This is a genomic window from Bradyrhizobium sp. HKCCYLS3013 (genome assembly GCF_051167615.1).
Taxonomy (GTDB): domain Bacteria; phylum Pseudomonadota; class Alphaproteobacteria; order Rhizobiales; family Xanthobacteraceae; genus Bradyrhizobium.
In genome coordinates this window covers 213,159-238,003 of the sequence record NZ_JBNPTK010000010.1, presented here as the reverse complement: position 1 = coordinate 238,003, position 24,845 = coordinate 213,159, and the positions used below count along the sequence as shown (strand labels likewise).

Genomic DNA, 24,845 nt, shown 5'->3' with positions numbered 1-24,845 from the left:
GCGTTTCCCCGTTTGACATTCTCTTGTTTTGATTAGTGCAGTCGTTGGTTCAGCTCGCTCAGCAGCGCGGCGAGCTCCGGCGCGTCCGTCGCGACGCCGTAGACATAATGATCGGGGCGCACCAGCGCGGCGCTGCAGCCGTGGCGTTCGAACCAGCGTGCGACGACGGCGCTCTCCTCGTGCAAGCCGTGACCGCCGATGGCGATCACACTGATCCCGGCGTCGCGGGTCGCAGCGTCGATCGAGCTCGAGTTCAGCGCGCCCCGCCCGTCGAGGACGAGCCGCCATCCGGTGCCGGCGATGGTATCGAGCAGCGCTCGCCCACCACCGTCGCCGACGATCCAAGGCTGCGGAAACAGCGTGCCATTGGCCGCGTTTGCCCTGGTCGCGAGCAGTCCCTGCGTCAGCGGCGGCACGATCTCCTGCCGGGTGATGGTGCGCGGCGCGCCGCCGCCTTCGGCAAGGATACGCGCATCGCGTGCCGCTGCGGCCTCCGGATCCTGCTCGCAGATGACGCGGCCGATCGCCTTGATGCGCGTGGTCAGCTCGCGCACATGCGTGCTGCGCTCGCTCTCATAGCTGTCGAGCAGGGCCGTGGTCGATTGGCCGCGCAACACGCGCGCGAGCTTCCAGCACAGATTGGCGGCGTCGCGCAGGCCCTGGCACATGCCCTGGCCGATGAAGGGCGGCTGCTGATGCGCGGCATCGCCGGCGAGCAGGACACGGCCCTGGCGCCAGCGGTGCGCGACCAGCGCATGGAAGCGGTAGCTCGCCGCGCGCCACAGGGTGGCGTCCTCGGGCCCGAGCCAGCGGGACAGCAACTGCCAGACCTGCTCCGGCTGCTCCATCGCGTGGCGGTCTTCCCCCGGCCGCAGCATGATCTCGAAGCGGCGATGGTTCCCGGGACCGATGATGTAGGTGGTCGGACGCGCGGGATCGCAGAATTGCGCCGCGGTGGCCGGGAGCTTGCCGGCGCTGCCAGCATTCACGAGAAGATCGACCACCAGCCATGGCTCGTCGAAGTCGAGATCATCGAAGCTGATGCCGAGCTGCTGGCGCACGGTGCTGGAGGCGCCGTCACAGGCGATCACGTAGTCGGCGGTGACCTGATGCGTCGTGCCGTCCGCCCGCTGCAGCACGACGGTCGCCGCCGTTGCATCCTGCCGGATCGCGACGAGGCTCGTGCCCAGCTCGACCGTCACCGACGGACAGGCGCAAACGCGATCGCGCATCATCTGTTCGACCGGCGGCTGCGTGAACACCATGCTCGGCGTGTAGCCGAGCGGGTAGGGCGGGCCGACCATGTCGATGCGGCGGATCAACTGCCCTCGTGCGCCGAAATGCTCGGACGCCGGGAACGGCGCGACATGGCGGCTGACCTGTTCGGCGATACCGAGATTGTCGAACAGCCGCATGATCTCGTGATCGAGCGCGATCGCGCGCGGCTTGTCGTAGATCTCGACAGCGCGATCGATCGCGAGCGTTTTGATGCCCTGCATGCCGAGCAGGCTCGCGGCGATGGCGCCGGTCGGACCGAAGCCGATGACGGCAACCTCGAAATGCTTGTGATCGGACGTGGCGGACATGGAAACTCTGGAGTTGGACAACGAGTCAGGCGGCGTAGCCGACCGCGAGCTGCGCGGCCTTGACGTGCTCGGCCTTGGGCGGCGCGATGCCCCATTGGTCGGTGCGGCCGGGCGGCCAGACCCAATGCTCCGGCCCACGCACGACGTAGTCGTCGTCGACCTGCAGCACCTCGGCGGTGTATTCGATCACGGTCCCGACGGGATCGATGAAGTAGGCGAAGACATTGTCGCCGGGGCCGTGGCGGCCGACGCCCCAGGCGATCGGATGACCGGCATCGATCATGCGGCCCGCGCCGCGCATCACGCCTTCCCAGGTCGGCATCAGGAAGGCGACGTGGTTGAGGCCGTTCACCTTGGCGGCGGCGATCACCACCGCATGGTGATCGGAGTTGCAGCGGACGAACGCCATCGCCGCGGAGCGATCGGTCAGCTTGAAGCCGAGCGCCTTCTCGTAGAACGCAGCCGTGCGATTGACGTCGGTGCTGTTGAGATTGACGTGGGCGAGCCGCTCGGGGAGCTCGGGCCGCGGTGGCTTGGCGTCGTGCCTGAGGTCGTCATGAACGAAGCGCAGCACGCCGCCTTCGGGGCCGCGCAGGCTCATGATCACGCCGCCGTCGGGACCGGGGTTCGGCGCTGGCGCTGCGATCAGCGTCGCGCCTTCATGGATGGCGTTGCGGCTGACGGCATCGAAATCACTGGACTCGGCGAGGCGGAAAGTCACCGCCTTCAACTCGGTACGCTCGCTCTGGTGCAGCGCTACGACATGATGATCGCTGCCGGTCGCACGGAGATAGACGATGCCGCGGGCCTCCGCGACGCGCTCCAGCCCCCAGGTCTGTCGATAGAACGCTTCCGAACGCGCGAGATCTGGCGTGCCCAGATCGACGCTGCGCAGAGCCGCGACCGGAAACCGGGTCATGAGCGTGTCCTCCTGCGCGATGCCCGGGTGAGGACGCGCGACGTTTCTATCCCTGGCCGGCAGAACCGGCTCGTCCCTTTTATTACATAAAAAATATGAATCAATCAGAATTTATAAATTTTATGTTCTGTAGCCTCGCTCTATACATGTCGTCTGATTCAGAGGAGATCGGGCGTGGATGCGGTTTTGGAGGCCGAGGGGCAGGGCCCGTCGACGCAGGCGAGTCATGTGTATGACCGGCTGCGCGAGGACCTGCTGTCCGGCCGGCTGGCGCCGTCGCGCAAGCTGCAGATGCGGTTTTTGACCGAGACCTATCAGACCGGGCAGACACCGCTGCGCGAGGCGCTCAACCGCCTCACTGCCGACGGACTGGTCGAGGTGCGCGAGCAGCGCGGCTTCTACGTCAAGGACATCAGCCGCGCCGAGCTCGCCGAGCTGACCAAGACCCGCTGCTGGGTCGAGGCGCTGGCGCTGCGCGAGTCGATGGCGGCGGCGACGCCGGATTGGGAGGAGCAACTGGTGCTGGCGCAGCATCGGCTCAGCCGCGCGCCGCGCTCGCTCAGCGCGACCACGTTCGAGGACAATCCGGAGTGGGAGAGGCTGCACCGGATCTATCATCGGGTCCTGATCTCGAACTGCGGCTCGCAGTCGCTGATCGCGTTCTGCGGCCAGCTTGCCGACCAGCTCTATCGCTACCGCCGGCTGTCGATCCGCAAGGCGTTTCCGTCACGCCCCGTCGGCGACGAGCACGCCGACATCATGAACGCCGTGCTTGACGCCGACACCGAACGCGCGGTTGCGCTGCTCACGGCGCACTATCAGCGCACCGCCGACGTGATCCTGCAGGACGAGACGATCTTTCCGGAGCTGCGCAAGGACAAGCAGATTTAGGATCACGTCGTCGCGGCGAGGAAGAAGTCGACGCGCTTCTCGACATGCGCCTGGGCTTCCTTCTTCAGGGTGCGCATGTCCTCGCCGAGCAGGCTGCGGATCAGCACGGCGAACACGACGAGATCGAGGAAGATCCGTGCGCTGTCCTCGATGCGATCGGCCGAGAACGCGCCCTTGCCGGCAAGGCCTTCGGCGCGCGCGAGCTCGCCGATCGCATGGCTCACATTGCAGGTGGCGCGCTTGCGCGCGGTGTCCTGGATCTCGAGCGTCAGCTCGGGAAACCGCGGATTTTCCGCAATCGCGGTCCGCATCAGGCCGATCGTGTCTTCGACGAAGGCGCGCTCGATCAGGGTGAGTCCGAGGCTGATCAGCCGGGCGCGGAAGGTGCGGCCCTGCGGCACCAGGTTCTCATATTGGGTGTTGCGCGCGGCATGGCGGGCGATCACAGCCGCGAACAGCGCGGCCTTGCTGGGAAATCGCGCGTAGATGGTCGGCTTGCCGGCACGCGCGGTCTGCGCGATTTCGTCGACGCTCGCGCCTTCGAAGCCGTTGGCGAGGAACACCGTCTTTGCCGCATCGAGAATGCGCTCCTCGACCTCGCCGGCACGTTCGAGCGGAGGCCGCCCCACCTTGCCGCGCGCCGTCTTGGAAGCAACCATTCGATCCGCCATGGCTTTCTTTCTTTCGAGGCTTTCTTTCGAGGCCTTTGTGTTCCCGTCCTGTTTGGCACAGGGGTCCGGATTGTTCAATCAACGCGGCCGGGGGCCGCTGCTCATGCCTGGGGCGTTAACGCGTTCCACGGAATATCGGCTTGCCCGTGGGGTCTCGAACACTGAGACTGCCCAAAACGATTGAGGAGGAAACTATGGGACGGACATTCGTTCATTTGTCGTTGCTCGCGGTCGCCTGCGTCGCGGCCGCGCCGCTTGCGCGCGCTGAAACCGTCATCTTGAAGTCCGAGCTCAAGGCCGCCAACGAGGTGCCGCCGAACGCCTCGCCCGCGACGGGCGCGGCCGAAGCGAGCTTCGACACCGCCACCAAGACGCTGAGCTGGAAGGTCACCTATTCGGGCCTCACCGGGCCGGCAATGGGGGCGCATTTCCACGGTCCCAGCGAGCCCGGCAAGAATGCCGGCATCGTGCTGCCGTTCAAGAGCCCGGAGACCCCGATTACCGGTTCGGCCGTCATCACGGACGCTCAGGCGGCCGACCTGCTGGCCGGCAAATGGTACGCCAACGTCCACACCCAGGCGAACCCAGGCGGCGAGATTCGCGGACAGATGACCCGGCAGTGAGGCGCGTGCCCGACGCGCGCGGGCTCGCCGTCACGCGGCCAGTTCCGGCGCGCCGGCCACGCCCGGAACGGCCGAGGCCCGGCGCACGTCGAGGAACTGCTTGAAACGCCCGAGCGACAGCGGCGGCGCAACCAGATAGCCCTGGCCTTCCTCGACGCCGCAGGCGATCAGCGCATCGACCTGCTCCTGATGCTCGATGCCCTCGGCGACCACGGACATGTCGAGCTCGCGCGCCAGCGCCACCAGCATCTGCACCACCACGATGGCGGACTGGTCGCGGGTGATCGCGTCGACGAAGAACTTGTCGATCTTCAGGATGCGCGCGCCGAGCCGCTGGATATAGGACAGGCCGCTATGGCCGATGCCGACGTCGTCGAGTGCGACGCGGAAGCCGAGCTCGCTGAGCTCCTTCACGACATCAGTCGCCTTGGCGAGATCGGCGAGCTCCTCGCGCTCGGTGACCTCGAGCACGACCTGGCGGGTGGAGACCGATGACGACGCGACCGTCTTGCGCAGATCGTCGATGAAGCGGTCGCCGAGCAGGTGGCGCGGGGTGACGTTGACGGACAGCTTGAACAGCTTGTCCTGCTTCATCTCCGGCTGCAGCTCGCGCAAGGCGGTCTTGAGGAGCTGCCAGGTCAGTCTCTCGATGCGGCCGGAGCTCTCGGCGAGCGGGATGAAGCTCATCGGCGGGATCAGCCGGCCGTCCGGCTTCTCCCAGCGCGCCAGGATCTCGCAGCCGACGATGTCGCCGGTCTTCAGTCGGAAGGTCGGCTGCACATAGGGCTTGAACTCGTTGGCCGCGAGCGCGCGGTCGAGCTCGGCGACCGGGTCCACCGGCCGGCTGAGGTAGCTCGCCAGCAGCAGGCCGAACATGCCGCCCAGCGTGCCGGCGGCGAGCATCGTCAGGAGATAAGCGAGGTCGCCGCGCGCGCTCAGGCTCTGCGGCCGCACATGGATCGTGGCCTGCAGCGGATAGCGGTCGGACACGGTGGTGAACGCGACGGTCTGCGCCGGCGATCTGGCGGATGCGTCGGGATGATAGCCGGCCACCTGCTCGCCATCGGGCAAAGTCAGGGTGACGTTGCTCTCGGCGCGCAGGCCGACCGGCATCACGTCCAGCAGATTGCCGTCGATGCGCAGGATCGCCGCCAGCGACCGTTGCGGGTCGATGTCGCGCATCACGCCGAACGCGGCGCCGGTGAACTGCTCGACGCGGAACAGCCGCAGCTCGCCGTCGGCGGACTTGAACATCTCGTCGCGCCGCGCCCAGCCATTGTCGAATTCCAGTGTTTCGGAATAGGCCGCGCACTTGACCGCGCCGTCGCGATCGACGGTGCGGATGTCCTTGATGATGGTGCCTTGATAGACGTGAAGGCGCAGCGCCTGCAGCGCGACGGCGCTGCAGTCCATCGGTCCTTTCGCGATCAGACGGTTCAGGATCGATCCGGCCGAGTCGATCGCGGCCTCGGAACGGCGGAGCGCCAGCTTGCTGAGCTCGCTGAGCTGCCGCGCGGTCTGGTTGCCGATCAGCGCGGTCACGGCGAGATCGGCGCCGGCCAGGAAGATCCCGACGCAGGCGACCACCGCCGCGACACGAAGCATGTGTTTACGTTGCAATGCCATCGTGTCGTGAACGCCCCCGTATGACCACGGGTATCCTTCAATCCAACCTTCAACTTTCCGTATATGCGCCCCAGGATGCCCGTCCGCAGCGGCACGGTGGGCCGTGAGCGCAGGAAGCTGGTTAATGAAGGGCTACCGGCTCAGGCCGCCTTGTCGGTGGTGTCGAGCGGCATCGCCGTCTCGGCGCGCTCGGCCGGCAGCAGCATCAGGGCGGCGAGCGCCGACAGGCTCAGGCTCGCCGACACGATCAGCACGCCGCGGCCGAGCCCGTCGATGAGCAGGCCGAACAGCAGCGGCGCGAAGGCCTGGCAGATCCGCGACGGCGCCCCGATCAGGCCGAGCCGGTAGGCGTAGTTGACGGGGCCGAAGATCGCGAGTGGCAGCGTGCCGCGAGCAATGGTCAGGATGCCGTTGCCGGAGCCGTGCAGCAGCGCGAAGGCCGCCGCCGCGCCGCCGCCGAACAGCCCGATTGTCACGGCGCCGATCGGATGGGTGATACAGGCGAGCCGCGCCGAGGCGAGCGGATGGAAGCGGCTGAGGAAGCCGGCCTCGAACACGCGCGCAGCGACCTGCGCCGGCCCGATCATCATGCCCGCGAACAGCGCCTGTGCAGGGGTTGCGCCGAAGGCCTGCATCAGCCGCGGCAGATGCACCGCCATCGCCGCGGTCACGGTCCAGGCCGCCGCCATCGCGAACGCGATCAGGATCATGGGACGATCGAGCGGAATGTTCGGCTTGCCCGCCGGCATCTCGCCGGGTGCCATCTGGGTCGCGCGCGGCAGCGACAGATTGAGCGGCAGGCCGATCACGAGATGCGCGATCGCCCAGGCAAAGCAGGTCTCGCGCCAGCCGATGGTGGCGAGCCCCCAGGTGCTCAGCGGCCAGCCGACGGTGGAGGCAAAGCCCGCGATCAGGGTGATGCCGGTGATCGCGCCGCGCGCATCCTTGCCATAGATGCGCCCGAGCGCGCCGAACGCGGCGTCATAGAGGCCGAGCCCCATGCCGACGCCGAGCCACAGCCACGCGATCGCCATCACCCACAGCGAATGCGACAGGCCGAGCAATGCGAGCCCGATCGCCAGCACGATGTTGGAGGCGCACAGCACCTGGCGGCCGCCGACGCGGTCGATCTGGCGGCCGATGCGCGGACCCAACAGGCCGGAGATGATCAGCGAGGCGGAGAAGGCGGCGAAGAACCAGTTGTTGGACAGGCCGAGATCCCTCGCGATCGGGTCGGCGAGGATGGCGGGCAGATAGTAGCTCGATCCCCAGGCCAGCGTCTGGGCGGTGCCGAGAGCGATGACCACGCCCAGCCGTCTTGCCTGCATTCCCGTCGACCTCTCCTCAGTTCTGGGTCACGAAGTCTCGGCGTCATGAGCAGCCGCAGCCGCTGCGGCCAGCCAGCTTGGCTTTGGCGTCATCGGCACAGCAACTGTCTACGCCCGATGGCGCCGGTCCGCCACAGCAGCCGGGCAGGGCTGCAATGCTCTCCACTCCGCCGCGGGTGCAGACGCCGGTCTCCGGCAGCTTCAACTCGACACGATGCGCGGCGGCCTTGTCGCCGGCGATGTCGGCGGTGATCGAACGGACCTGCTCATAGCCCGTCATCATCAGGAAGTTCGGCGCGCGGCCATAGCTCTTCATGCCGGCGAGATAGAGCCCGGGCTCGTCGGCCTGCGCCAGCTCGCGCGCGCCATGCGGCCGCACCGTGCCGCAGGAATGCTCGTTCGGATCGATCAATGGCGCGAGCGCCACAGGGGCCTCGATCGCGGGATCGAGCCGCAGGCGCAGCTCCGCCAGCAGCGACAGATCGGGGCGGAAGCCGGTGGCGACGATCAGCTCGTCGGCGGTGACGTGGCGGTCGCCCGCGGCATCCATCCGCAACCGGCCGTCCTCATCAGTGATCCCGGTGACGCCGAAGCCGGCCTCGAGCCGGATGCGGCCCGAACGCACCAGCGCGGCAAAGGCCAGGCCGAGCTCGCCGCGCGCGGCGAGCTGGTCGGCGCTGCCGCCGCCGAATGCCTTCGCGGGATCGTCGCCGCGCAGCAGCCAGATCGCCCGCGTGCCCGGCGCGACCTCGGCCAATGCGGCCAGATCGATCAAGGTGCCGATCGCCGAGTGGCCGGCACCGAGCACCGCGACCGTCTTGCCGGCATAGCGGCTGCGCTGCGCGCCGCGGACGTCCGGCATCGCGTAGGCGATGCGCGCCGCATGCGCGGCCTCGCCGAGCGCGGGCAGCCCGCTATGGCCGGCAGGATTGGGCGAGAACCAGGCGCCGGAGACGTCGATGACGGCGTCGGCCTGCAGCGCCGCCTCGCCCTTGCCGTTGTGGGCGCGGATCTCGAACGGCGCATCGGCGCGTCCCTTCGACCTGGCCTTGTCGAAGCCGGCGCGGCCGATCGCGGTGACGCGATGCGAGGTTCTGATGACGTCGCGCAGCGCGGTGCGCGTTGCAAGCGGCGCGAGATAGGATTCGATCAGCTCGCGCCCTGTCGGATAGGCCTCGGGCTCGGGCGAAGTCCATCCCGTCGCCGCCAGCAGCCGCGCCGCCGCGCTGTCGATGTTGTACTTCCACGGCGAGAACAGCTGGACGTGCTGCCACTGCCGCACCGCATGCGCGGCTTCTGGACCTGCTTCCAGCACGACCGGGGTCAGGCCGCGCGCCAGCGCGTGGGCGGCGGCCGCCAGCCCGACCGGGCCGGCGCCGATGATCGCAACCGTCTTGGCATCCATCACGCTATTCCTCCCATATTTCTAGAATCATCGAATTATTTGTCAAATGATCAGGCGGCCGGCCTCTCGGTGCCGCAGCCTTGCTCCTCAGCGCAACACTCGGAGACGAGGAAGCCGAGCAGGGAGCGCATCACGTCGTATTCGGCGTGACAGACCAGCGTGGTGCCCTCGCGCTGCTGCGAGATCAGCCCGACAGCGACCAGCGTCTTGACGTGGTGCGACAGCGTCGAGGCCGGGATCTTCAGCCGCTCCTGCAATCGGCCGACCGGCATCCCGGCATGCCCGGCGCGCACCAGCGCGCGGTAGATCTTCAGGCGCGTGGTGTTGCCGAGGGCTTCCAGGCGGGCAGCGGCGTCATCGAGCTTCATGACAAGCAGGATGGGGCAGGCGGCGTGCCGAAGTCAAACGATATTTCTAGAATATTGGAAATAATGCGCCGCGGTGCATCGCCGGCGGGAGGCGCGTCCGGCGCGCTATCGCAGCCGGTAGCCGGCATGGCAGCCCACGCAGGCCGCCATCGTCTCGCCGAGCGCCTTCAGCGCCGGCTTGAGGTCGCCGGTCACGCCCGCATTCTGCGCTTCGATGGCGAAGCGGCTCGCCGCCTTGTGCATGGTGGTGCCGGCCTCCTGCATGCCCTGGGGCATGAACCCGGCCACCTCGGCGGCGCCGTGCAGCCGCAGCGAGCTCATGCCGAGGCGCTGCTCGGCGATCTGGCCGGCCTTGTTCGGCTCGCCCGCCGCGAGCGCGTCGTTGATCTGCTGCAGCGCCAGCAGATGGTCGCGCATGTTGGCAAGCGTATGCTCGGCGAGGTCGGGCGGAAACGCCACCCGCTCGCGCGGGTCTGCCGGAAGCATCCCGTGGCTGCCATGGTCGTGATGGCCGTGGTGCTGCGCCGTCGCGATGCCGGCGGATGCGACGAGGGCCAGCGTAACGGCGGCGAGACGCAGGCGCATGAGGACCTCCATTGAGCGAACGCGGTGACGTCTTCCCTAGACCGCGCAGCCGGACGGCGCATATGATCCAGATCATATGCCGAGGATTGACCATCTCCCGCCCGAGGGCACGCGCCCGCCGCTCGACTGGCGCGCTCTTGCACGGCTGTCGCCGTTGCTCGCCGCGCTGCCCGCGGCCGCGCGGTTGCGGACCCGGCGCATCCAGGTGCCGCGCCAGGGCACGGTGTTCTGTCGGGGTGATCGGCCGCGGGCGATGTTCTTCGTGCTGACCGGCGAGGTGAGGCTGGTGCGCCGCTCGCGCGCCGGCGACGACATCGTCCTGCAGCGGGCCCGCCGCGGCTTTCTCGCAGAGGCCAGCCTCGACCAGTCGACGTATCATTGCGACGCCGTCGCGGCGCAGGATTCAGCGCTGCTCGCGATCGACCGCAAGGCCTTCGCCGAGGCGCTGCGCCGTCCCGAGATCGGGGACCGATGGTGCGATCATCTCGCCCGCGAGTTGCGCAAGGTCCGGGCGCAGTCGGAGCGGCTCAGCCTGAAGACGGCGCGCGAGCGGATCGTGCATTTCATCGAGACCGAAGGGGAGGGCGGCGAGGTCGAGCTCGGCCGGTCGAAGAAGGACTGGGCCGGCGAGCTCGGCGTCACCCATGAAGCGCTCTATCGCGCGCTGGCGCGCATGGAGCAGCACGGCGAACTCATCGTCGACGGCACCCGCCTGCGCTTGCGATGAGCCTTCCAGTCTGCGGAGCCTCTCGCTCCGTCGTGCATTCCTGGTGCGGCCGGCCTTGACGTTTGCTGGTTATATCGATAATTCTGGATATATGGAAAACGAACAAGCCGTTCTGGCCTTGGCGGCGCTGGCGCAGCCGACGCGCCTGCAGGCCTTCCGCACGCTGGTGCAGCACGAGCCCGACGGGCTGCCGGCGGGCGAGCTCGCGCGTCTGCTGGAGGTGCCGCAGAACACGCTGTCGGCACATCTATCCGTGCTCGCCCGCGCCGGCCTCGTCAGCTCGATCAGGCACAGCCGCTCGATCGTCTACCGGGCCGATCTCACGCAGTTTCGCGAGGTCGCGCTGTTTCTGCTGCAGGACTGCTGCGGCGGCCGGCCGGAGGTCTGCGCGCCGGTCATCGCAAGTCTCACCCCCTGCTGTCCGCCGAAGCGCAAGGAGAAGAGCCGTGTCTGACCGCATCTACAATGTATTGTTCCTCTGCACCGGAAATTCGGCGCGCTCGGTGCTCGCCGAGTCGATCCTGCGCAAGGACGGCGCCGGCCGTTTCCGCGCCTTCTCCGCCGGCAGCACGCCGAAGGGCGCGGTGCATCCGTTGGCACTCGAGACGCTCGCGCGCATGGACTATCCGACCGACGATCTGCGCTCGAAGAGCTGGAGCGAGTTCGCCGCCGCCGGCGCGCCGGCGATGGATTTCGTCTTCACGGTCTGCGACAACGCCGCCGGCGAGGCGTGCCCGATCTGGCCGGGGCAGCCGATGACCGCGCATTGGGGCATCGAGGATCCGGCGGCGGGCGCAGGCACGGAGCTGGAGAAGCTCGCGGCGTTCACGACCGCCTTCCGCTATCTGAAGAACCGGATCGACGCCTTCATCAATCTGCCGCTCGGCCGCATCGATTCGATGTCGCTCGGCACGCGGCTGCGCGAGATCGGGACGGGCGAGGGCGCAACGTCGTTCCGCTCCGACGTGGCCTGATCCGATGACGATCTTCGAGCGCTATCTGACGGTCTGGGTCCTGCTCTGCATCGTCGTCGGTATCGGTCTCGGCCATCTGATGCCGGGGCTGTTCGCGGCTGTCGCGTCGGCGGAGGTGGCGCGGGTCAATCTGCCGGTCGCGGCCCTGATCTGGCTGATGATCATCCCGATGCTGCTGAAGATCGATTTCGCCGCGCTCGGCAACGTGAAGGAGCATTGGCGGGGCATCGGCGTCACCCTGATCGTCAATTGGGCGATCAAGCCGTTTTCGATGGCTCTGCTCGGCAGCATCTTCATCGGCCACGTGTTCGCGCCGATGCTTCCCGCAGGCCAGTTGTCGTCCTACGTGGCGGGTCTGATCCTGCTGGCGGCGGCGCCGTGCACGGCGATGGTATTCGTCTGGTCGAATCTGTGCGACGGCGAGCCGCACTACACGCTGAGCCAGGTCGCGCTCAACGACGTCATCATGGTGTTCCTGTTCGCGCCGCTGGTGGGCCTGCTGCTCGGCGTCGCCTCGATCTCGGTGCCCTGGACCACCCTGCTGCTGTCGGTGCTGCTCTATATCGTCGTGCCGGTCATCGTCTCGCAACTCTGGCGTCGGGCATTGCTGCGTAGCACGGACGGGGCGTTGGAGCGCACCTTGCGGGTGCTGCAACCGGTCTCGCTCGTGGCGCTGCTCGGGACGCTCGTGCTGCTGTTCGGCTTCCAGGGCGAGCAGATCCTGAAGCAGCCGGTCGTCATCGCGATCCTGGCCGTGCCGATCCTGATCCAGGTCTATCTGAACGCGGGGATCGCCTATTGGCTGAGCCGCCGGCTCGGCGTGGCCTGGTGCGTCGCGGCTCCGGCCGCCTTGATCGGCGCCAGCAATTTCTTCGAGCTGGCGGTTGCCGCCGCGATCAGCCTGTTCGGGCTCGACTCGGGGGCTGCGCTCGCGACCGTCGTCGGGGTTCTCGTCGAAGTCCCCGTGATGCTCTCGGTCGTGCGCATCGTCAAGGCGACGCGTCGCTGGTACGAAGCGGGCCTGCCGGCCTAGCCTTGGTCCGTGCCTTGGTCAGAAGCCGGTTCGCCTCACCGCCGCGGCTCGTCCTGATCGTCGTCGTCGCCTTCGCGGTCCCGGCGCGCGGGCTCGTAGCTCAGCAGCTGGCTGTCGGCCCGCGCATGCAGCGCCGCGAGATGCGCATAGGCCGCCAGGGTGCCGACATCGGCACGGGCCACCGGCACCAGCGTGGGTGCCGTCTCCCGGCCGGCTTGTGACATCCCCAGGAGGCCGCCCAGCCCCGCCAGCACGGCTGCCAATGTCATCGTCTTACGCATTCTCGTCTCCGAACTCACCGCGCCCCCGGCTCGCTCCGTCCGGGCGGGATCATGTCGCAACGAGGCTGACGGCATCCTGTCAGGTTGAGTCAGCGAGACGTCAGCTTGTCTCGGGCAGGATGCCGATCCCTTGCGAGTTTCCACCCGCGCATCGGCCTGAGCGCAATTCCGACATCGGAAGTTCAAACTAAAATCCGCACCAGCTCCTTAGCATCTGCGAACGCTCCGCAAGTCGACCCCCGCAATTCGAACCCAGTGGCGCGCGCGCAACGAATGACGACGAGCTTTGAAGATCAGAGCGTCAGGCCCCGGGAAGATCATGCATTTGCCTCAAATCGGACGGTTCATGCGCATCACGGCATTTGCGATGCTGATCTCGACGGCGGCGTCCGCGGCGACGGTGGCGCGCGAGGACGATCGCGAGCGCCGTGATGCCGTGCGTCGCGCGGTGGAGGCGGGCGACGTCCTGCCGCTGTCGCAGATCCTGCCGAGATTGCGCGGCCGGATCGCCGGCGACGTGATGGGAATCGATGTCGACCGCCAGCGTGGCCGCTGGCGGTATGAGTTTCGGGTGATCGGCCGTGATGGCCGCGTGCGCGAGGTCTATGTCGATGCGCGCAGCGGCGAGATCGAGCGGATCGAGGAAAAATAGATGCGTGTGCTGCTGGTCGAGGACGATCCGCGGCTGTCGTCCGACCTGGCGCGGACGCTGCAGGCGGCGGGCTATCTGGTCGAAACGTCCGACAACGGCGAGCAGGCCTGGTTTCTCGGCGACACGGAGGATTATGGCGCCGTGATCCTCGATCTCGGCCTCCCCGGCATGGACGGCCTGTCGGTGCTGAAGCGCTGGCGCGGCGCGGCGCGGCATATGCCGGTGCTGATCCTGACGGCGCGCGCGAGCTGGGCCGAGCGGGTCGACGGCATCGATGCCGGCGCCGACGATTATCTGCCGAAGCCGTTTCGCAACGAGGAGCTGCTGGCGCGGCTGCGCGCGATCATCAGGCGCTCCGCCGGCCATGCCGCTCCGGTGCTTTCGTCGGGCGACCTGATGCTCGACGAGCGCCAGATGAAGGTCAGCCTGTCCGGCGTGCCGGTGACGCTGTCGCAGCTCGAATACCGGCTGATCGCCTATCTGCTGCGGCAGAGCGGCCGCGTCGTGCCGCAGCATGAGCTGGAGGAGAACGTCTACGGTCTCGGCCACGAGCACGACTCCAACGCGCTCGAGGTGCTGATCCGGCGCGTGCGCAAGAAGCTCGGCGCCGACATCATCGAGACCCGCCGCGGCTTCGGCTACATGATCCCGGAGACGACGGAATGAGGCTCGGCTCGCTGCGGCTGCGACTGGTGGCGGCGGGCACCATCGCGCTGCTGGTCGCGCTCGGCGTCGCCGGCTTCGGCATGGTCGTGCTGTTCAAGCGCCACGTCGCGCGCACGCTCGCCTCCGATCTCGACATCCACCTGCGCCAATTGCTGAACGGCCTCGAGGTCGATGCGGAAGGGCGCATCGTGGTCGCGCGGCCGCCGGCCGATCCGCGCTTCGTGGTGCCGCTGTCGGGGCTGTACTGGCAGATCTCGGACGATCACGGCCAGTTGCTGCGCTCGCGCTCGCTGTGGGACACCATCCTGCCGCTGCCCATCGACGAGCCCGGACCGAGCGACGTGCATCAGCATGAGCTCGCCGGGCCGGATGGCGAACACGTGCTGGTTGCCGAGCGCGGCATCCTGATGAATCCGGAAAGCCAGATCCGCGTGCGCGCGGCCGTGGCCTACGACCTCGACGGCGCCACCAGTGCGGTGCGGACCTTCGCCAAGGATCTGTCGATCGCGCTCGCCGTGCTGGCCGTCATCCTCGCCGTCGGCACCTCGGTTCAGGTCACTCTCGGCCTGCGTCCGCTCGGCGTGCTGCGCCGTGGCGTCGCCGAGATCCGCAGCGGCCGGCGCCAGCATCTTCCCGTGGACGTGCCGACCGAGGTGGCGCCGCTGGTCGAGGAGGTCAACGCGCTGCTCGATGCGCAGAGCCGCGAGATCATGCGCTCGCGCAGCCGTGCGGCCGATCTCGCCCACGGCTTCAAGACGCCGCTCGCCGCACTCGCGGCCGACGCCGCGCGCTTGAAGGAGCTCGGCCAGATCGAGCTGGCGCGCAATGTCGAGGATGTCGCCGAGGCGATGAGCCGGCAGGTCGATCGCGAGCTGGCGCTGGCGCGGCTGCGCGGCAAGGCTCGCGGCGGGCCGGAGGCCGCAACCGAGCTGGCGCCGCTGGTGAATGCGCTGCTCGGGACGCTCGGCCGCACGCCGGCGGCCGCCCATGTCAGCTTCGATGGCGAGGTGCCTCCAAGCCTGCGCGTCGGCATGGACCGCACGGATCTCGCCGAGGTGCTCGGCAATCTCCTGGAGAACGCCGCGCGTCATGCGGCGAGCACGGTTCGCATCGTCGCCAGTGCGACCCCTCTGATCGTCACTGTCGAGGACGACGGTCCGGGCATTCCGGACGCGAAGATCGGCCGCGTGCTCGAACGCGGCGGCCGCCTCGATGAGCAGGGGCCGGGCAGCGGGCTGGGGCTCGCGATCGTGCAGGACGTGCTCGAAGCCTATGGCTGGCGGCTGCACATCGGACGTTCCCAGCTCGGCGGCGCCAGGATCACGATCGCGCCGGCCATCGTCTCGGCGCTCCGCTGGTCGCAGCCCGCGACGTCGCAGGCCACCCCGGCGCCGTCCATTCTGACAGCAGGCTGACATCCCGCGTCAGCGGCGCGACGCCCCCGGTCGGCTATTTCCTCCGGTCCTACCACCCCGCGCTCCGGCCTGCCGGCAGCGGGGGCCAATGGCCGAAGGAAGCTGATCATGCGCATTCGAAACTCCGCCAAGACGTATGGCTCCGTCGCGATCGCACTGCACTGGATCGTCGCCGTGCTGGTGCCGGCGGCCTGGATTTCAGGCCATCTCGGCGACGTGCTGCCACGTCCCGCTCATGACATGGGCCTGTTCATGCACGTCTCGCTCGGGCTGTCGATGCTCGGCTTCGCGCTGGCGCGCCTGGCCTGGCGCCTGGCCGATCCGCCGCCGGTGCCTGAAGCGACCAAATTCGGCGCGTGGACCGTTCATGTCGGCGAGATCACGCATCTGCTGATCTACGGCATCATGTTCGCCATTCCGGTGCTTGGCATCGTCACACAGTTTGCCCGCGGCTACGGCTTGCCGGTGTTCGGCCTGTTCGAGATCGCCTCACCCTGGATCGGCGACCGCGGCTTCGCCCACGACATGAAGGAGATCCACGAGGCGCTGGCCAATGGCCTGATGATCCTGATCGGCCTGCACGCAGGCGCCGCCTTGCTGCACCATTACTGGCTGCACGATCGCACCCTGCGGCGGATGGTGCCGGGACTGCGGTGATCGCGCCTGTCATCCGGGCCTGCTAGAAGGTCTCCGTCGAACACGCCATCGGAGGCCGCCATGCCGGCAACGCCGCACATCGAAAAGCACTTCACCGCGTCGGAGGTCGTCCGCGACGTCGTCATCGGCATGGCCGACGGCCTCACCGTGCCGTTCGCGCTCGCCGCCGGTCTTTCGGCGGCGGTCGCCAGGACCGACGTGATCGTCACGGCCGGCCTCGCCGAGGTCGTCGCCGGCGCGATCGCGATGGGGCTCGGCGGCTATCTCGCCGCCCGCTCCGACGCAGAGCACTACGCCGCCGAGGAGAAGCGGGAGCACGACGAGATCGAGAAGCTCCGCGGTCGCGAGGTCGAGGAGGTCGCGGCGATCTTTCGCGGCTATGGTCTCGAAGGCCAGGCCTTGACCACCGTGGTCGACGCCATCGCGTCCGATCGCAAGCGGTGGGTCGACTTCATGATGCGCTTCGAGCTCGGCCTCGAACGCCCGGATCCGAAGCGCGCGCCGGTCAGCGCGGTGACCATCGGCGGCTCCTACGTGATCGGCGGCCTGATCCCGCTGATCCCCTACATGCTGGCGGCCGACATCTCGTCGGCGCTCCGCATCTCCGTGATCGCCACTGGCATTGCGCTCTTGATCTTCGGCGCCATCAAGGGCCACTTCACCGGCGTCAACAAGATCAAGTCTGCGCTGCAGACCGCCCTCGTCGGCGGCCTCGCCGCCGGCGCCGCGTTCTGGCTGGCGCATCTGTTCGGGTGAGGTGGAGCGGGATTGCGGTCTAGGCCGTTCGGACGAAGGTCACCGGGCCGGTCATGATCCCGTCACCCGAGCTGTAGGGTGGGCAAAGAGGCGTACGCGGCAACGCCGCGTCGCATCGGGCCCACCGCGCGTTTCGAGCGGTGGCGATGGTGGTCACGCGCCGCTTTGCCAGCAGCGTCAAGATTGATGGCACGCTGAACTAACAACCTGCCGTAGGGTGGGCAAAGGCGCGCCGGGATGCGGCCTTGTCGGGCGAGCTTTCACGCGCGCCGTGCCCACCGCCTACACCCAGCGCCACCGATGGTGGGCACGCGCCGCCCTTGGCGTCGCTTTGCCCACCCTACGGCAGCGTTGTCTGTGACAAAGAGCTTTAGGCTCGCCGAGTTCGAGACTGTTGGTGCTCTGCGGATCTGGACGTCCTGACGACGGCGTTGGGTTGAGACCATGCGTCAGCCTTGAACCAGCATAGCTCACCTTTAGGCCAGAATCTGACGTTCCATCCAATTGGCCGTTGCGGGGAGTTATGGTAGTCGGTTTGGGTGAGCAAGACCCTGACCCCGACCAAAGCAAGAGACCTCGCGATCCGCCTCGCATCTGCTCGCCCTGACGAAGCGCTAAGCGTCGCAAGGGGGATAGAAGCACCTTGGTTCAGGTGTCAGGCGTTATCTCACGTCGCACGCCATTGGCCCGATGAAAGGTATAGCCGCCTCCTTGAAGAGGCGATTCTGGCAGCCGACTGTCAGGAGGATATTTTCAATCGTGTAGCCGTCTCGGCATGGCCGATCAGGGCATACCTCGAGCGCGGCAACGGGCCACCCGCCAAAGAACTTCTCACAAAGTATGTCGCTGCCTCCAGCGCCATTGAAAACATGGGGAGTCGTTCAGAGGCGCTGTTTTCCATATTTCAAGCGTCAAAGCCCTTCGACACCGGGTTATGGCGCCCTGTATTTTGGGCTTTGGTGGCAGCAGCGGAGCCTGCTCTTTCCTGGCGTCAGCTTAGAAACCTGAGGGACGCCGTCGCAATGGTTGCCTCCGATCACGATGAATTGGTGCATCAGGTATTTGAGAAGCTTTCTGAACCGAAAAATCTTTCGACCGTGAGACGCTACCTCGGCCAACATATCAAGCAGCAGCCGCGCTCCTATTTCTGAGTCATGAGCCGCCGAAGCTAGCTGCGATCGCCTGCTTTTCGTGGAGCAAGAGATGGTCACCTGACAACGCGAATACCGAAACCCGCTACGCCTGCAGATCAAGCCCGCCTGGACGTGGCCGCGCCGGCAGACCCTTTCGGATTGGTCAGCCTCATGCCATGATGTGTGATGATGCGCGCGCTTCTCCTCATGACTTCAATCATCGTGCTTGCAACCGCTCCAGCCGCGGCTCAGCGGTTCGATGGCAATGATCCGGTGTGCCTCCAGACATGGGAATGGGGCGGGTCCAGCACGGTCTCGTGCCAGTACAGGTCGTGGGAGGCGTGCAGAGCAGGAGCTGCGGGCCTTTCGGCCATGTGCTTGCTGAACCCCTATGCACAGCGCCCGCCTGAGCCAAGCCGCCGTCGGCCTCCCCGGTAGGCGCCGATTGCGGCCTGACAAGACTCCAATTTTCGACGGAGCGGCCATCGTCGGAGCCGACCAAAAGGTTCGAGATGAGCCAGGAGCGGCCACGCGTTGTTCCTCAAACTGGGGGCGTACTTGCCAAGCTCGATAGTGCCCGCTATCGTCAACTCCAACATCAAGAGTTGGGCCGACGCCCAGCGCCAACCTGCTCCCCGAGCAAGGTGGCTTTCTTCCTTTGGAAGAAGATGTGGCCGGTCCGGCAACTAAACGGGACAAGCCACCACGGCGTCATGCGCTCATCTCTTCGAAGAAGGGGACGAGAATGACTGTCGATCGAATCGAAATTGAGCTGGCCGATGCAAGGTCCCCGGACCTGATTAATCTCGTAACCGCGCTGGACGATTTCTTAAACAAGGTCTGCGGGGTGGAGAGGAATCACGGCTCTCCAATTGATCGGCTAGCGCACGACGACACGCAAATGTTTATCGCGCGGATTGCCGGACAAGCCGTTGGCTGTGCAGGGCTGCAGGTGTTCGCGGATGGTACCGGGGAGGTGAAGCGCATGTATGTCGTCACCGAGGCTCGGACAACTGGAATAGGCAGCAGGCTCCTGACGCGCGTTGTGGAAGCGGCCTTGACCGCCAAGCTGTCGGTTCTGCGGCTGGAAACCACGGAATTTCTTCCCGATGCCCAGAGGCTCTATCGGGCGAAGGGGTTCGTTCCGTGCCCAGCGTATGGCCCTTACGTTTCCAACCCGATCAATTTGTACTTCGAGAGATGGCTGACGAAATGATGGTCGAGGGCGATGTGACGACAAGGAATAGATGATCAAGTCTGCTTTTCGATCGTGTTGCACAATCGAGATCGCCTCTCAGACCAGCCTTACATGGGGTGGTTACTCCGCCATCGCTAGCATCCTACATGGTTGAGGTCGAGCATTCAGATGGCACGGAGATGCTTGTGTTATTTTTCTTGCATCGAGGAGGCACGGTTTGCTTTCGGAAAGCTCCCAAGGACAGAAGAGTTGATAGCGCGTGACGATCCTTACCTGTTGAAGAGGTTGGCGTCCTCATCGCCGCGTTGAATAAGGATGAGTAGCGATTTCTCACCAGCCGGTCACACAGTTTGGTCGTAAGGGAGTTCCGTTCGTTCCATGTCCGTTGTGGGCCAACAAGAGACGTCGCCATGAGGATGGTTGGCGGGTATCCAAAGAAAACACTTCAACAGGCGTTCTGCTTAATTCCGTTAATGATTAGTGTGTAGCAATCTGGTCAAGCTCGCAACGGGTGGGATCATCCTATGCATATTCGCCAGATTGTTTTCGCTGTCGTGCTGCTCGGCGCTTTGGTTCGGTTCGAGCATGCCCAAGCTGAAGATGGCTTCCCAGCAGCGGAGTGGGAGCGCGTCACGCCTGCAGAATTGGGTTGGTCAGAAACCGGATTGACCCAAGCGCGATCCTTTTCGGATCAGATTCATTCGAGCGCGGTTGTGATCGTTCAGCACGGCAAGGTCGTGGCCGAGTGGGGCAGTACGACGAAGCCGATGGAAGTCGCTTCAATCCGCAAGAGCATGCTCAGCGCCCTGATCGGCATCGCAGTGTCGGATCACCAGATCAACCTTGACAGCACGCTTGGCGAACTTGGCATCGACGATAACCCGCCTGGCTTGACCGGGGTCGAGAAGGGCGCGACGGTACGCGAACTCCTCGAAGCGCGTTCCGGGGTCTACCACGCGGCGCTCTATGAGACGCCGGACAATGCCAAGATGAGACCGCCGCGCGGCAGTCACCCGCCCGGCACCTTCTGGTATTACAACAATTGGGACTTCAACGCGCTTGGCACGATCTACGAGCACGCAACTGGCATCGGCCTCTTCGAGGCGCTCGACCAAAAGATCGCAAAGCCAATCGGCATGCAGGACTACCGGCCACAGGATGGCAGCTACGTCCGCGGCGAAGCGTCTATCCACCCCGCCTATGAGATCCGCATGAGCGCACGGGACTTGGCGCGTTTTGCACTTCTCTATCTTCACAAAGGCAATTGGGCCGGACACCAGATCGTGCCGCGGGAGTGGGTGGAAGAGAGCACGCGCAGCTATTCGAAAGCAGCGTTCGGGATGGGCTATGGCTATCTCTGGTGGATCGGCTTTCTGGGCGGTGACGTTGCGCCTACGGTGACTTTGCCCGAGGGCAGCTTTATGGCCCAAGGTGCCGGCGGCCAATACGCCTTAGTCGTACCCGCACTCGACCTTGTCGTGGTGCATCGTGTCGACCGCGATGCGCCGTACGTCGAACCTTCATTTCGCAACATGGCTAGGCTCTTCTGGCTCATCCTGAAGGCCGATGGCTATGATCCGGGGCCCGATGCCTCGCTCACCGCAGCAACCGGCGAAAGACCGACAGGTGAGACCCTGGCCGCAAAATTCAAGGGCAAGACGATCAGCTTCGGTCCGAAGCTCAAGAATGGTCCGTTATCCATGCGATTCGAGCCCGACGGCCGGATGACTTATCCGCACTGGGACGAGTCCTTTGGGCCTGCAACGGGGACATGGGCGGTCGCGGAGGATAAGCTCTGTATCTTGATCTCGGCTGCTAGACGTCGTTGCTACATTCCAGTGCTGAACGGTGAGCAGATTGAGTTGTTCGACCAGCTTGGCGTCATGCAAATCGCCGGGGTGGCGCTGCCTCAGTGATCTGCATGCAGCAATCGGCTCGCGACGTCGGTTCAGGGTCAAAAGCGGACGTGGCTTTGTCGCGCGCATTGGTGCTGACGTCCTGCATCCAGATCCTTCCTGAAGCACTGCGCAAATCGGAGTGCTCGGGTCGACTCCGGTCGCGGGCTCCCGCCGCTCCTTCGCCCGACCGGTGCAAGGGCAGTTGGACCGGCCACCCCGTCGAACGTGTGCGAAAAGGTGCTCGTCGTCGACTGAAAATTTCTATTTCGCGTTTCCAGAAAACGTGCTAGATCATCGCCATCCCGTGCTCCTCGAGAGGGGCGCTTCGCGATCGTCACGGAACGTTGGGCGCGGGATGCGGTGGCTGCAGGATGCCGCAGCGCGGGGTGACCCGCGCGGACGAACGGCAGCTTGCGGACGCGAAGTCGCGTGGTCCTGGCGCCCCGACGCTGGCGCCAAGTCGTCGGGCAATGATCCCGAGGGCGACGGTGGCTCACAAGCCGGACACCGGGGAGATCGCGTATAAGCGTGAAAACCATCGCGCGGGGAATGCCGGGATGTCTCGGCTGAACCTGTGGTGACTGCCGCCTGCTTTTTTTCTGCAGGCGGGCCATGGGGGCGGCCAGCTCCCGGCATTCCCTGCGCCCTCTGCCTGATCAGGGGGCAACATCGATGACATCCCTCGGGCGCATGGCGCCGCGAGGTCGGTGACGCACGTCTTCGTGGCGACACCCGGAGGGGAGGGAGCCCCGTCGCGGGAACCAATTTCCGCAGCCAAGGTTAGCTGGCATGCAGGAGACCCCCCCACATGCGCCGTCCGAAAATTCAGCCGTCCCGCAACAAGCTCGACATGGCCGATCAGGCCCAGGTCCGCGTGGTGACCAAGCGGCTGAAGATGTCGCCCGGCGAGTTGGCCGAGATGGTCGAGCGCATCGGCAACTCCATCGCGGCCATCACCAAGGAAGTCGCGCAGCAGCGGGCCGCGAAGGCTTCGGCGCCGGAAGGAGCCGTCATCGCCTCGGTGACGGTGACCGAGACCAAGGCGGAAGTCATCATGCCGGACGAGACGCCGGCGGCAACCTAGCCAGCGGCGCGGATGATCGAGACGCCCGGCAATCGGTCCGGGCATTGGACGAAGGGGGCAAAGAATGGACCAACGCACCGATCACGGTGACGCTTTGATGCAGGCGGCGTTCAACCTGCGCAAGGCCAAGATCAGCGAAGGCCGTCCGTTTCCGCTCGGCGCGACCTGGGACGGTCTCGGCGTCAATTTTGCGATCTTTTCCGCGCATGCGACCAAGGTCGAGCTGTGCCTGTTCGACGACACCGGCGAGACCGAACTCGAGCGCATCGAGCTGCCGGAATACACCGACGAGGTGTGGCACGGCTATCTGCCGACCGCCCGTCCCGGCACGGTGTACGGCTATCGCGTGCACGGACCCTACGAGCCCGACGCCGGCCACCGCTTCAATCCGAACAAGCTCGTCATCGATCCCTATGCCAAGCAGCTCGTCGGCAACCTGCGCTGGGGCCCGGAGCTGTTCGGCTACCAGCTCGATCATGCCGACAAGGATCTGTCGTTCGACGATCGTGACAGTGCGCCCCTGATGCTGAAATGCCGGGTCATCGATCCCGCCTTCACCTGGGGCACCTCACGCAAGCCGGAGATTCCGTGGGAGCGGACGATCTTCTACGAAATGCACGTCAAGGGCTTCACCAAGCTGCATCCGCTGGTGCCCGAGGCCGATCGCGGCACTTTCGCCGGCCTCGCGCATCAGGATATTCCGGCCTATCTGCGCTCCCTCGGCATCACCTCTGCCGAGTTGCTGCCGATCCATGCCTTCATCGACGACAGCTATCTGGTCGAGAAGGGCCTGCGCAACTACTGGGGCTACAATTCGATCGGCTTCTTCGCGCCGGAGCCGCGTTATCTCAAGACGCCCTTCGCGACCGAATTCAAGACCATGGTCAACCAGTTCCACGCCAACGGCATCGAGGTCATCCTCGACGTGGTCTACAACCACACCGCTGAAGGCAACGAGCTCGGGCCGACCCTGTCGTTCAAGGGCATCGACAATGCCAGCTACTACCGGCTGATGCCGGACCAGAAGCGCTACTACATCAACGACACCGGCACCGGCAACACCGTGAACCTGTCGCACCAGCGCGTGCTGCAGCTCGTCGCGGACTCGCTTCGCTATTGGGCGACGGAGATGCGGGTCGACGGCTTCCGCTTCGATCTCGCCACCATCCTGGCGCGCGAGCCCTACGGCTTCGACGAAGGCGGCAGCTTCCTCGACGCCTGCCGGCAGGATCCGGTGCTGTCCAGCGTCAAGCTGATCGCCGAGCCCTGGGACATCGGCCCGGGCGGCTATCAGGTCGGGCAGTTTCCGCCGGGTTGGGCCGAGTGGAACGACAAGTTCCGCGACACCGCGCGCGCGTTCTGGAAGGGCGACGGCGGCACGCTGGCCGATTTCGCCAAGCGCATCTCGGGCTCGGGCGACCTGTTCAACAAGCGCGGCCGAAGGCCCTGGGCGAGCGTGAACTTCATCACCGCCCATGACGGCTTCAACCTCAACGACCTCGTCTCCTACAACGAGAAGCACAACGAGGCGAATGGCGAGGACAATCGCGACGGCCATAGCAACAATCATTCCTGGAATTGCGGCGTCGAAGGGCCGACCGACGACCCCGAGATCACGGCGTTGCGCGAGCGGCAGAAGCGCAATCTCCTGGCCACGATGCTGCTGTCGCACGGCACGCCGATGCTGCTGGCTGGCGACGAGTTCGGCCATACCCAGAACGGCAGCAACAATGCCTATGCGCAGGACAACGAGACCACCTGGCTCGACTGGATGGGCATCACGCCGCAGGGCAGGGCGTTGCGCGAGTTCACGCGCAAGCTGATCGCGATGCGCAAGGCCTTCCCGATCCTCTATCGCAGCCGCTTCCTGGTCGGCTCGCACAATGAGGAGCTCGACGTCAAGGATGTGACCTGGCTCGATCCGTCCGGCGAGGAGATGACGACCGAGCAGTGGACCGACGATCATGCGCGCTGTTTCGGCATGCTGCTCGACGGCCGCGCCCAGGAGACCGGCGTCAAGCGGCGCGGCTCGGACGCGACGCTCTTGCTGGTCTACAACGCGCATTACGACGTCGTGAACTTCACGCTGCCGTCCGTGCCCGAGGGCCACAACTGGCTGGCGCTGCTCGACACCAACCAGCCGGATGCGCAGCCGCAGTCGTTTCCGTTCGGGCATGTCTACGAGGTCACGGGGCGGTCCATGCTGGCGCTCGGCCTGTCCTCGGAGCAGCAGCCAATGCGCGGCCTGCGCCACGGCCTCGGCGCGCTGCTCGACATCGCGGAGGCGCCGCTGGGGTAGGGCGGCGACACAGCCCGGCGCCGGCTTGTCGTTCGCGGGATGTCGTGCAAAAGCTGTCCGGGTGAAACGC

Annotated in this window: 26 protein-coding genes and 1 riboswitch; of the genes, 17 read left to right on the top strand and 9 right to left on the bottom strand. The window is 66.1% G+C overall.

The window, feature by feature from the left end:
• Positions 1-32: 32 nt before the first annotated feature.
• Positions 33-1,586 (bottom strand): bifunctional 3-(3-hydroxy-phenyl)propionate/3-hydroxycinnamic acid hydroxylase, encoded by a 1,554-nt coding sequence (locus ACQR1F_RS19680; RefSeq protein WP_434913674.1) that lies wholly within the window; start codon positions 1,584-1,586, stop codon positions 33-35.
• A 25-nt stretch (positions 1,587-1,611) separates the two neighbouring features.
• On the bottom strand, positions 1,612-2,505 hold the full coding sequence (locus ACQR1F_RS19675) for a VOC family protein (RefSeq protein ID WP_434908506.1): 894 nt from the start codon (positions 2,503-2,505) through the stop codon (positions 1,612-1,614).
• Between the two features lie 174 nt (positions 2,506-2,679).
• On the opposite strand from ACQR1F_RS19675, the gene ACQR1F_RS19670 reads away from it, so the two are divergent.
• Positions 2,680-3,396 carry a GntR family transcriptional regulator gene (locus ACQR1F_RS19670; protein WP_434837841.1) on the top strand — a complete coding sequence of 239 codons (717 nt, stop codon included), beginning with the start codon at positions 2,680-2,682 and terminating at the stop codon, positions 3,394-3,396.
• Between the two features lie 2 nt (positions 3,397-3,398).
• On the opposite strand, the gene ACQR1F_RS19665 is transcribed toward ACQR1F_RS19670, so the two are convergent.
• A complete protein-coding gene (locus ACQR1F_RS19665) occupies positions 3,399-4,055 on the bottom strand; it encodes a TetR/AcrR family transcriptional regulator (RefSeq protein ID WP_315805365.1) in 657 nt (218 codons plus the stop codon).
• A gap of 206 nt (positions 4,056-4,261) precedes the next feature.
• On the opposite strand from ACQR1F_RS19665, the gene ACQR1F_RS19660 reads away from it, so the two are divergent.
• Positions 4,262-4,690, top strand: a complete 429-nt coding sequence (locus ACQR1F_RS19660) for a CHRD domain-containing protein (RefSeq protein ID WP_316182957.1) — start codon at positions 4,262-4,264, stop codon at positions 4,688-4,690.
• Positions 4,691-4,720: 30 nt separating this feature from the next.
• Here the strand turns inward: ACQR1F_RS19660 and ACQR1F_RS19655 are convergent, their stop codons facing one another.
• The 5 genes from ACQR1F_RS19655 to ACQR1F_RS19635 form a co-directional block, all read right to left on the bottom strand.
• Positions 4,721-6,295: an EAL domain-containing protein gene (locus tag ACQR1F_RS19655; protein ID WP_316182958.1), complete on the bottom strand. Its 1,575-nt coding sequence runs from the start codon at positions 6,293-6,295 to the stop codon at positions 4,721-4,723.
• A 161-nt stretch (positions 6,296-6,456) separates the two neighbouring features.
• Entirely contained in the window at positions 6,457-7,644 is a 1,188-nt protein-coding gene (locus ACQR1F_RS19650; RefSeq protein ID WP_434913673.1) for an MFS transporter, read from the bottom strand.
• Positions 7,645-7,687: 43 nt separating this feature from the next.
• Positions 7,688-9,052 (bottom strand): NAD(P)-binding domain-containing protein, encoded by a 1,365-nt coding sequence (locus ACQR1F_RS19645; RefSeq protein WP_434913672.1) that lies wholly within the window; start codon positions 9,050-9,052, stop codon positions 7,688-7,690.
• 47 nt (positions 9,053-9,099) lie between these two features.
• Positions 9,100-9,417 carry an ArsR/SmtB family transcription factor gene (locus ACQR1F_RS19640; protein ID WP_315805346.1) on the bottom strand — a complete coding sequence of 106 codons (318 nt, stop codon included), beginning with the start codon at positions 9,415-9,417 and terminating at the stop codon, positions 9,100-9,102.
• Positions 9,418-9,522: 105 nt separating this feature from the next.
• The gene (locus tag ACQR1F_RS19635) at positions 9,523-10,002 is read right to left on the bottom strand and encodes a hypothetical protein (protein WP_434913671.1); all 480 of its coding nucleotides are present in this window, start codon (positions 10,000-10,002) and stop codon (positions 9,523-9,525) included.
• Between the two features lie 76 nt (positions 10,003-10,078).
• Between ACQR1F_RS19635 and ACQR1F_RS19630 the strand changes: the two genes are divergently transcribed.
• The 4 genes from ACQR1F_RS19630 to arsB all read left to right on the top strand — a co-directional run bounded on the left by ACQR1F_RS19630 (position 10,079) and on the right by arsB (position 12,736).
• Positions 10,079-10,729 carry a Crp/Fnr family transcriptional regulator gene (locus ACQR1F_RS19630; protein WP_315805348.1) on the top strand — a complete coding sequence of 217 codons (651 nt, stop codon included), beginning with the start codon at positions 10,079-10,081 and terminating at the stop codon, positions 10,727-10,729.
• Positions 10,730-10,820: 91 nt separating this feature from the next.
• Positions 10,821-11,183, top strand: a complete 363-nt coding sequence (locus ACQR1F_RS19625; RefSeq protein ID WP_316239288.1) for an ArsR/SmtB family transcription factor — start codon at positions 10,821-10,823, stop codon at positions 11,181-11,183.
• Positions 11,176-11,703, top strand: a complete 528-nt coding sequence (locus tag ACQR1F_RS19620) for an arsenate reductase ArsC (RefSeq protein WP_434913670.1) — start codon at positions 11,176-11,178, stop codon at positions 11,701-11,703. The genes ACQR1F_RS19625 and ACQR1F_RS19620 overlap by 8 nt, the downstream gene beginning before the upstream one ends.
• A gap of 4 nt (positions 11,704-11,707) precedes the next feature.
• On the top strand, positions 11,708-12,736 hold the full coding sequence (gene arsB / locus ACQR1F_RS19615; protein WP_316218806.1) for an ACR3 family arsenite efflux transporter: 1,029 nt from the start codon (positions 11,708-11,710) through the stop codon (positions 12,734-12,736).
• Between the two features lie 35 nt (positions 12,737-12,771).
• Here the strand turns inward: arsB and ACQR1F_RS19610 are convergent, their stop codons facing one another.
• The gene (locus tag ACQR1F_RS19610; protein ID WP_316218807.1) at positions 12,772-13,017 is read right to left on the bottom strand and encodes a hypothetical protein; all 246 of its coding nucleotides are present in this window, start codon (positions 13,015-13,017) and stop codon (positions 12,772-12,774) included.
• A gap of 346 nt (positions 13,018-13,363) precedes the next feature.
• On the opposite strand from ACQR1F_RS19610, the gene ACQR1F_RS19605 reads away from it, so the two are divergent.
• From ACQR1F_RS19605 to glgX, 11 genes are all read left to right on the top strand, one after another.
• Positions 13,364-13,669 carry a PepSY domain-containing protein gene (locus ACQR1F_RS19605; protein ID WP_315805353.1) on the top strand — a complete coding sequence of 102 codons (306 nt, stop codon included), beginning with the start codon at positions 13,364-13,366 and terminating at the stop codon, positions 13,667-13,669.
• Positions 13,670-14,335: a response regulator transcription factor gene (locus ACQR1F_RS19600; RefSeq protein ID WP_315805354.1), complete on the top strand. Its 666-nt coding sequence runs from the start codon at positions 13,670-13,672 to the stop codon at positions 14,333-14,335.
• Entirely contained in the window at positions 14,332-15,750 is a 1,419-nt protein-coding gene (locus ACQR1F_RS19595) for a sensor histidine kinase (RefSeq protein ID WP_316239286.1), read from the top strand. Before ACQR1F_RS19600 ends, ACQR1F_RS19595 begins: the two co-directional genes overlap by 4 nt.
• 108 nt (positions 15,751-15,858) lie before the next feature.
• Complete coding sequence (locus tag ACQR1F_RS19590) at positions 15,859-16,407, top strand: cytochrome b (RefSeq protein WP_315805356.1); 549 nt, start codon at positions 15,859-15,861, stop codon at positions 16,405-16,407.
• A 60-nt stretch (positions 16,408-16,467) separates the two neighbouring features.
• Positions 16,468-17,163: a VIT1/CCC1 transporter family protein gene (locus ACQR1F_RS19585; RefSeq protein WP_315805357.1), complete on the top strand. Its 696-nt coding sequence runs from the start codon at positions 16,468-16,470 to the stop codon at positions 17,161-17,163.
• A gap of 539 nt (positions 17,164-17,702) precedes the next feature.
• The gene (locus ACQR1F_RS19580; protein ID WP_315805358.1) at positions 17,703-18,314 is read left to right on the top strand and encodes a hypothetical protein; all 612 of its coding nucleotides are present in this window, start codon (positions 17,703-17,705) and stop codon (positions 18,312-18,314) included.
• A 168-nt stretch (positions 18,315-18,482) separates the two neighbouring features.
• The gene (locus ACQR1F_RS19575; protein ID WP_434893829.1) at positions 18,483-18,734 is read left to right on the top strand and encodes a DUF3551 domain-containing protein; all 252 of its coding nucleotides are present in this window, start codon (positions 18,483-18,485) and stop codon (positions 18,732-18,734) included.
• 152 nt (positions 18,735-18,886) lie between these two features.
• A riboswitch (SAM-I-IV-variant riboswitch) is annotated at positions 18,887-18,996 on the top strand.
• A 45-nt stretch (positions 18,997-19,041) separates the two neighbouring features.
• A complete protein-coding gene (locus ACQR1F_RS19570) occupies positions 19,042-19,512 on the top strand; it encodes a GNAT family N-acetyltransferase (RefSeq protein ID WP_315805359.1) in 471 nt (156 codons plus the stop codon).
• A 506-nt stretch (positions 19,513-20,018) separates the two neighbouring features.
• Positions 20,019-21,410 carry a serine hydrolase domain-containing protein gene (locus ACQR1F_RS19565; RefSeq protein ID WP_316218809.1) on the top strand — a complete coding sequence of 464 codons (1,392 nt, stop codon included), beginning with the start codon at positions 20,019-20,021 and terminating at the stop codon, positions 21,408-21,410.
• A 790-nt stretch (positions 21,411-22,200) separates the two neighbouring features.
• On the top strand, positions 22,201-22,476 hold the full coding sequence (locus tag ACQR1F_RS19560; RefSeq protein ID WP_316182970.1) for a DUF3606 domain-containing protein: 276 nt from the start codon (positions 22,201-22,203) through the stop codon (positions 22,474-22,476).
• A 64-nt stretch (positions 22,477-22,540) separates the two neighbouring features.
• Positions 22,541-24,775: a glycogen debranching protein GlgX gene (glgX, locus tag ACQR1F_RS19555; RefSeq protein ID WP_434913669.1), complete on the top strand. Its 2,235-nt coding sequence runs from the start codon at positions 22,541-22,543 to the stop codon at positions 24,773-24,775.
• The last annotated feature ends 70 nt before the right edge of the window (positions 24,776-24,845 follow it).

What these genes read in the sequence shown, in the direction of transcription:
- ACQR1F_RS19635 (WP_434913671.1), bottom strand. Translation starts at nt 10,002, where the DNA reads ATGCGCCTGCGTCTCGCCGCCGTTACGCTGGCCCTCGTCGCATCCGCC.
- ACQR1F_RS19665 (WP_315805365.1), bottom strand. Translation starts at nt 4,055, where the DNA reads ATGGTTGCTTCCAAGACGGCGCGCGGCAAGGTGGGGCGGCCTCCGCTC.
- ACQR1F_RS19605 (WP_315805353.1), top strand. Translation starts at nt 13,364, where the DNA reads ATGCGCATCACGGCATTTGCGATGCTGATCTCGACGGCGGCGTCCGCG.
- ACQR1F_RS19650 (WP_434913673.1), bottom strand. Translation starts at nt 7,644, where the DNA reads ATGCAGGCAAGACGGCTGGGCGTGGTCATCGCTCTCGGCACCGCCCAG.
- ACQR1F_RS19590 (WP_315805356.1), top strand. Translation starts at nt 15,859, where the DNA reads ATGCGCATTCGAAACTCCGCCAAGACGTATGGCTCCGTCGCGATCGCA.
- ACQR1F_RS19680 (WP_434913674.1), bottom strand. Translation starts at nt 1,586, where the DNA reads ATGTCCGCCACGTCCGATCACAAGCATTTCGAGGTTGCCGTCATCGGC.
- ACQR1F_RS19600 (WP_315805354.1), top strand. Translation starts at nt 13,670, where the DNA reads ATGCGTGTGCTGCTGGTCGAGGACGATCCGCGGCTGTCGTCCGACCTG.
- ACQR1F_RS19660 (WP_316182957.1), top strand. Translation starts at nt 4,262, where the DNA reads ATGGGACGGACATTCGTTCATTTGTCGTTGCTCGCGGTCGCCTGCGTC.
- ACQR1F_RS19565 (WP_316218809.1), top strand. Translation starts at nt 20,019, where the DNA reads ATGCATATTCGCCAGATTGTTTTCGCTGTCGTGCTGCTCGGCGCTTTG.
- ACQR1F_RS19675 (WP_434908506.1), bottom strand. Translation starts at nt 2,505, where the DNA reads ATGACCCGGTTTCCGGTCGCGGCTCTGCGCAGCGTCGATCTGGGCACG.
- ACQR1F_RS19570 (WP_315805359.1), top strand. Translation starts at nt 19,042, where the DNA reads ATGACTGTCGATCGAATCGAAATTGAGCTGGCCGATGCAAGGTCCCCG.
- arsB (WP_316218806.1), top strand. Translation starts at nt 11,708, where the DNA reads ATGACGATCTTCGAGCGCTATCTGACGGTCTGGGTCCTGCTCTGCATC.
- ACQR1F_RS19575 (WP_434893829.1), top strand. Translation starts at nt 18,483, where the DNA reads ATGATGCGCGCGCTTCTCCTCATGACTTCAATCATCGTGCTTGCAACC.
- ACQR1F_RS19630 (WP_315805348.1), top strand. Translation starts at nt 10,079, where the DNA reads ATGCCGAGGATTGACCATCTCCCGCCCGAGGGCACGCGCCCGCCGCTC.
- ACQR1F_RS19585 (WP_315805357.1), top strand. Translation starts at nt 16,468, where the DNA reads ATGCCGGCAACGCCGCACATCGAAAAGCACTTCACCGCGTCGGAGGTC.
- ACQR1F_RS19560 (WP_316182970.1), top strand. Translation starts at nt 22,201, where the DNA reads ATGCGCCGTCCGAAAATTCAGCCGTCCCGCAACAAGCTCGACATGGCC.
- ACQR1F_RS19640 (WP_315805346.1), bottom strand. Translation starts at nt 9,417, where the DNA reads ATGAAGCTCGATGACGCCGCTGCCCGCCTGGAAGCCCTCGGCAACACC.
- glgX (WP_434913669.1), top strand. Translation starts at nt 22,541, where the DNA reads ATGGACCAACGCACCGATCACGGTGACGCTTTGATGCAGGCGGCGTTC.
- ACQR1F_RS19610 (WP_316218807.1), bottom strand. Translation starts at nt 13,017, where the DNA reads ATGCGTAAGACGATGACATTGGCAGCCGTGCTGGCGGGGCTGGGCGGC.
- ACQR1F_RS19655 (WP_316182958.1), bottom strand. Translation starts at nt 6,295, where the DNA reads ATGCTTCGTGTCGCGGCGGTGGTCGCCTGCGTCGGGATCTTCCTGGCC.
- ACQR1F_RS19625 (WP_316239288.1), top strand. Translation starts at nt 10,821, where the DNA reads ATGGAAAACGAACAAGCCGTTCTGGCCTTGGCGGCGCTGGCGCAGCCG.
- ACQR1F_RS19595 (WP_316239286.1), top strand. Translation starts at nt 14,332, where the DNA reads ATGAGGCTCGGCTCGCTGCGGCTGCGACTGGTGGCGGCGGGCACCATC.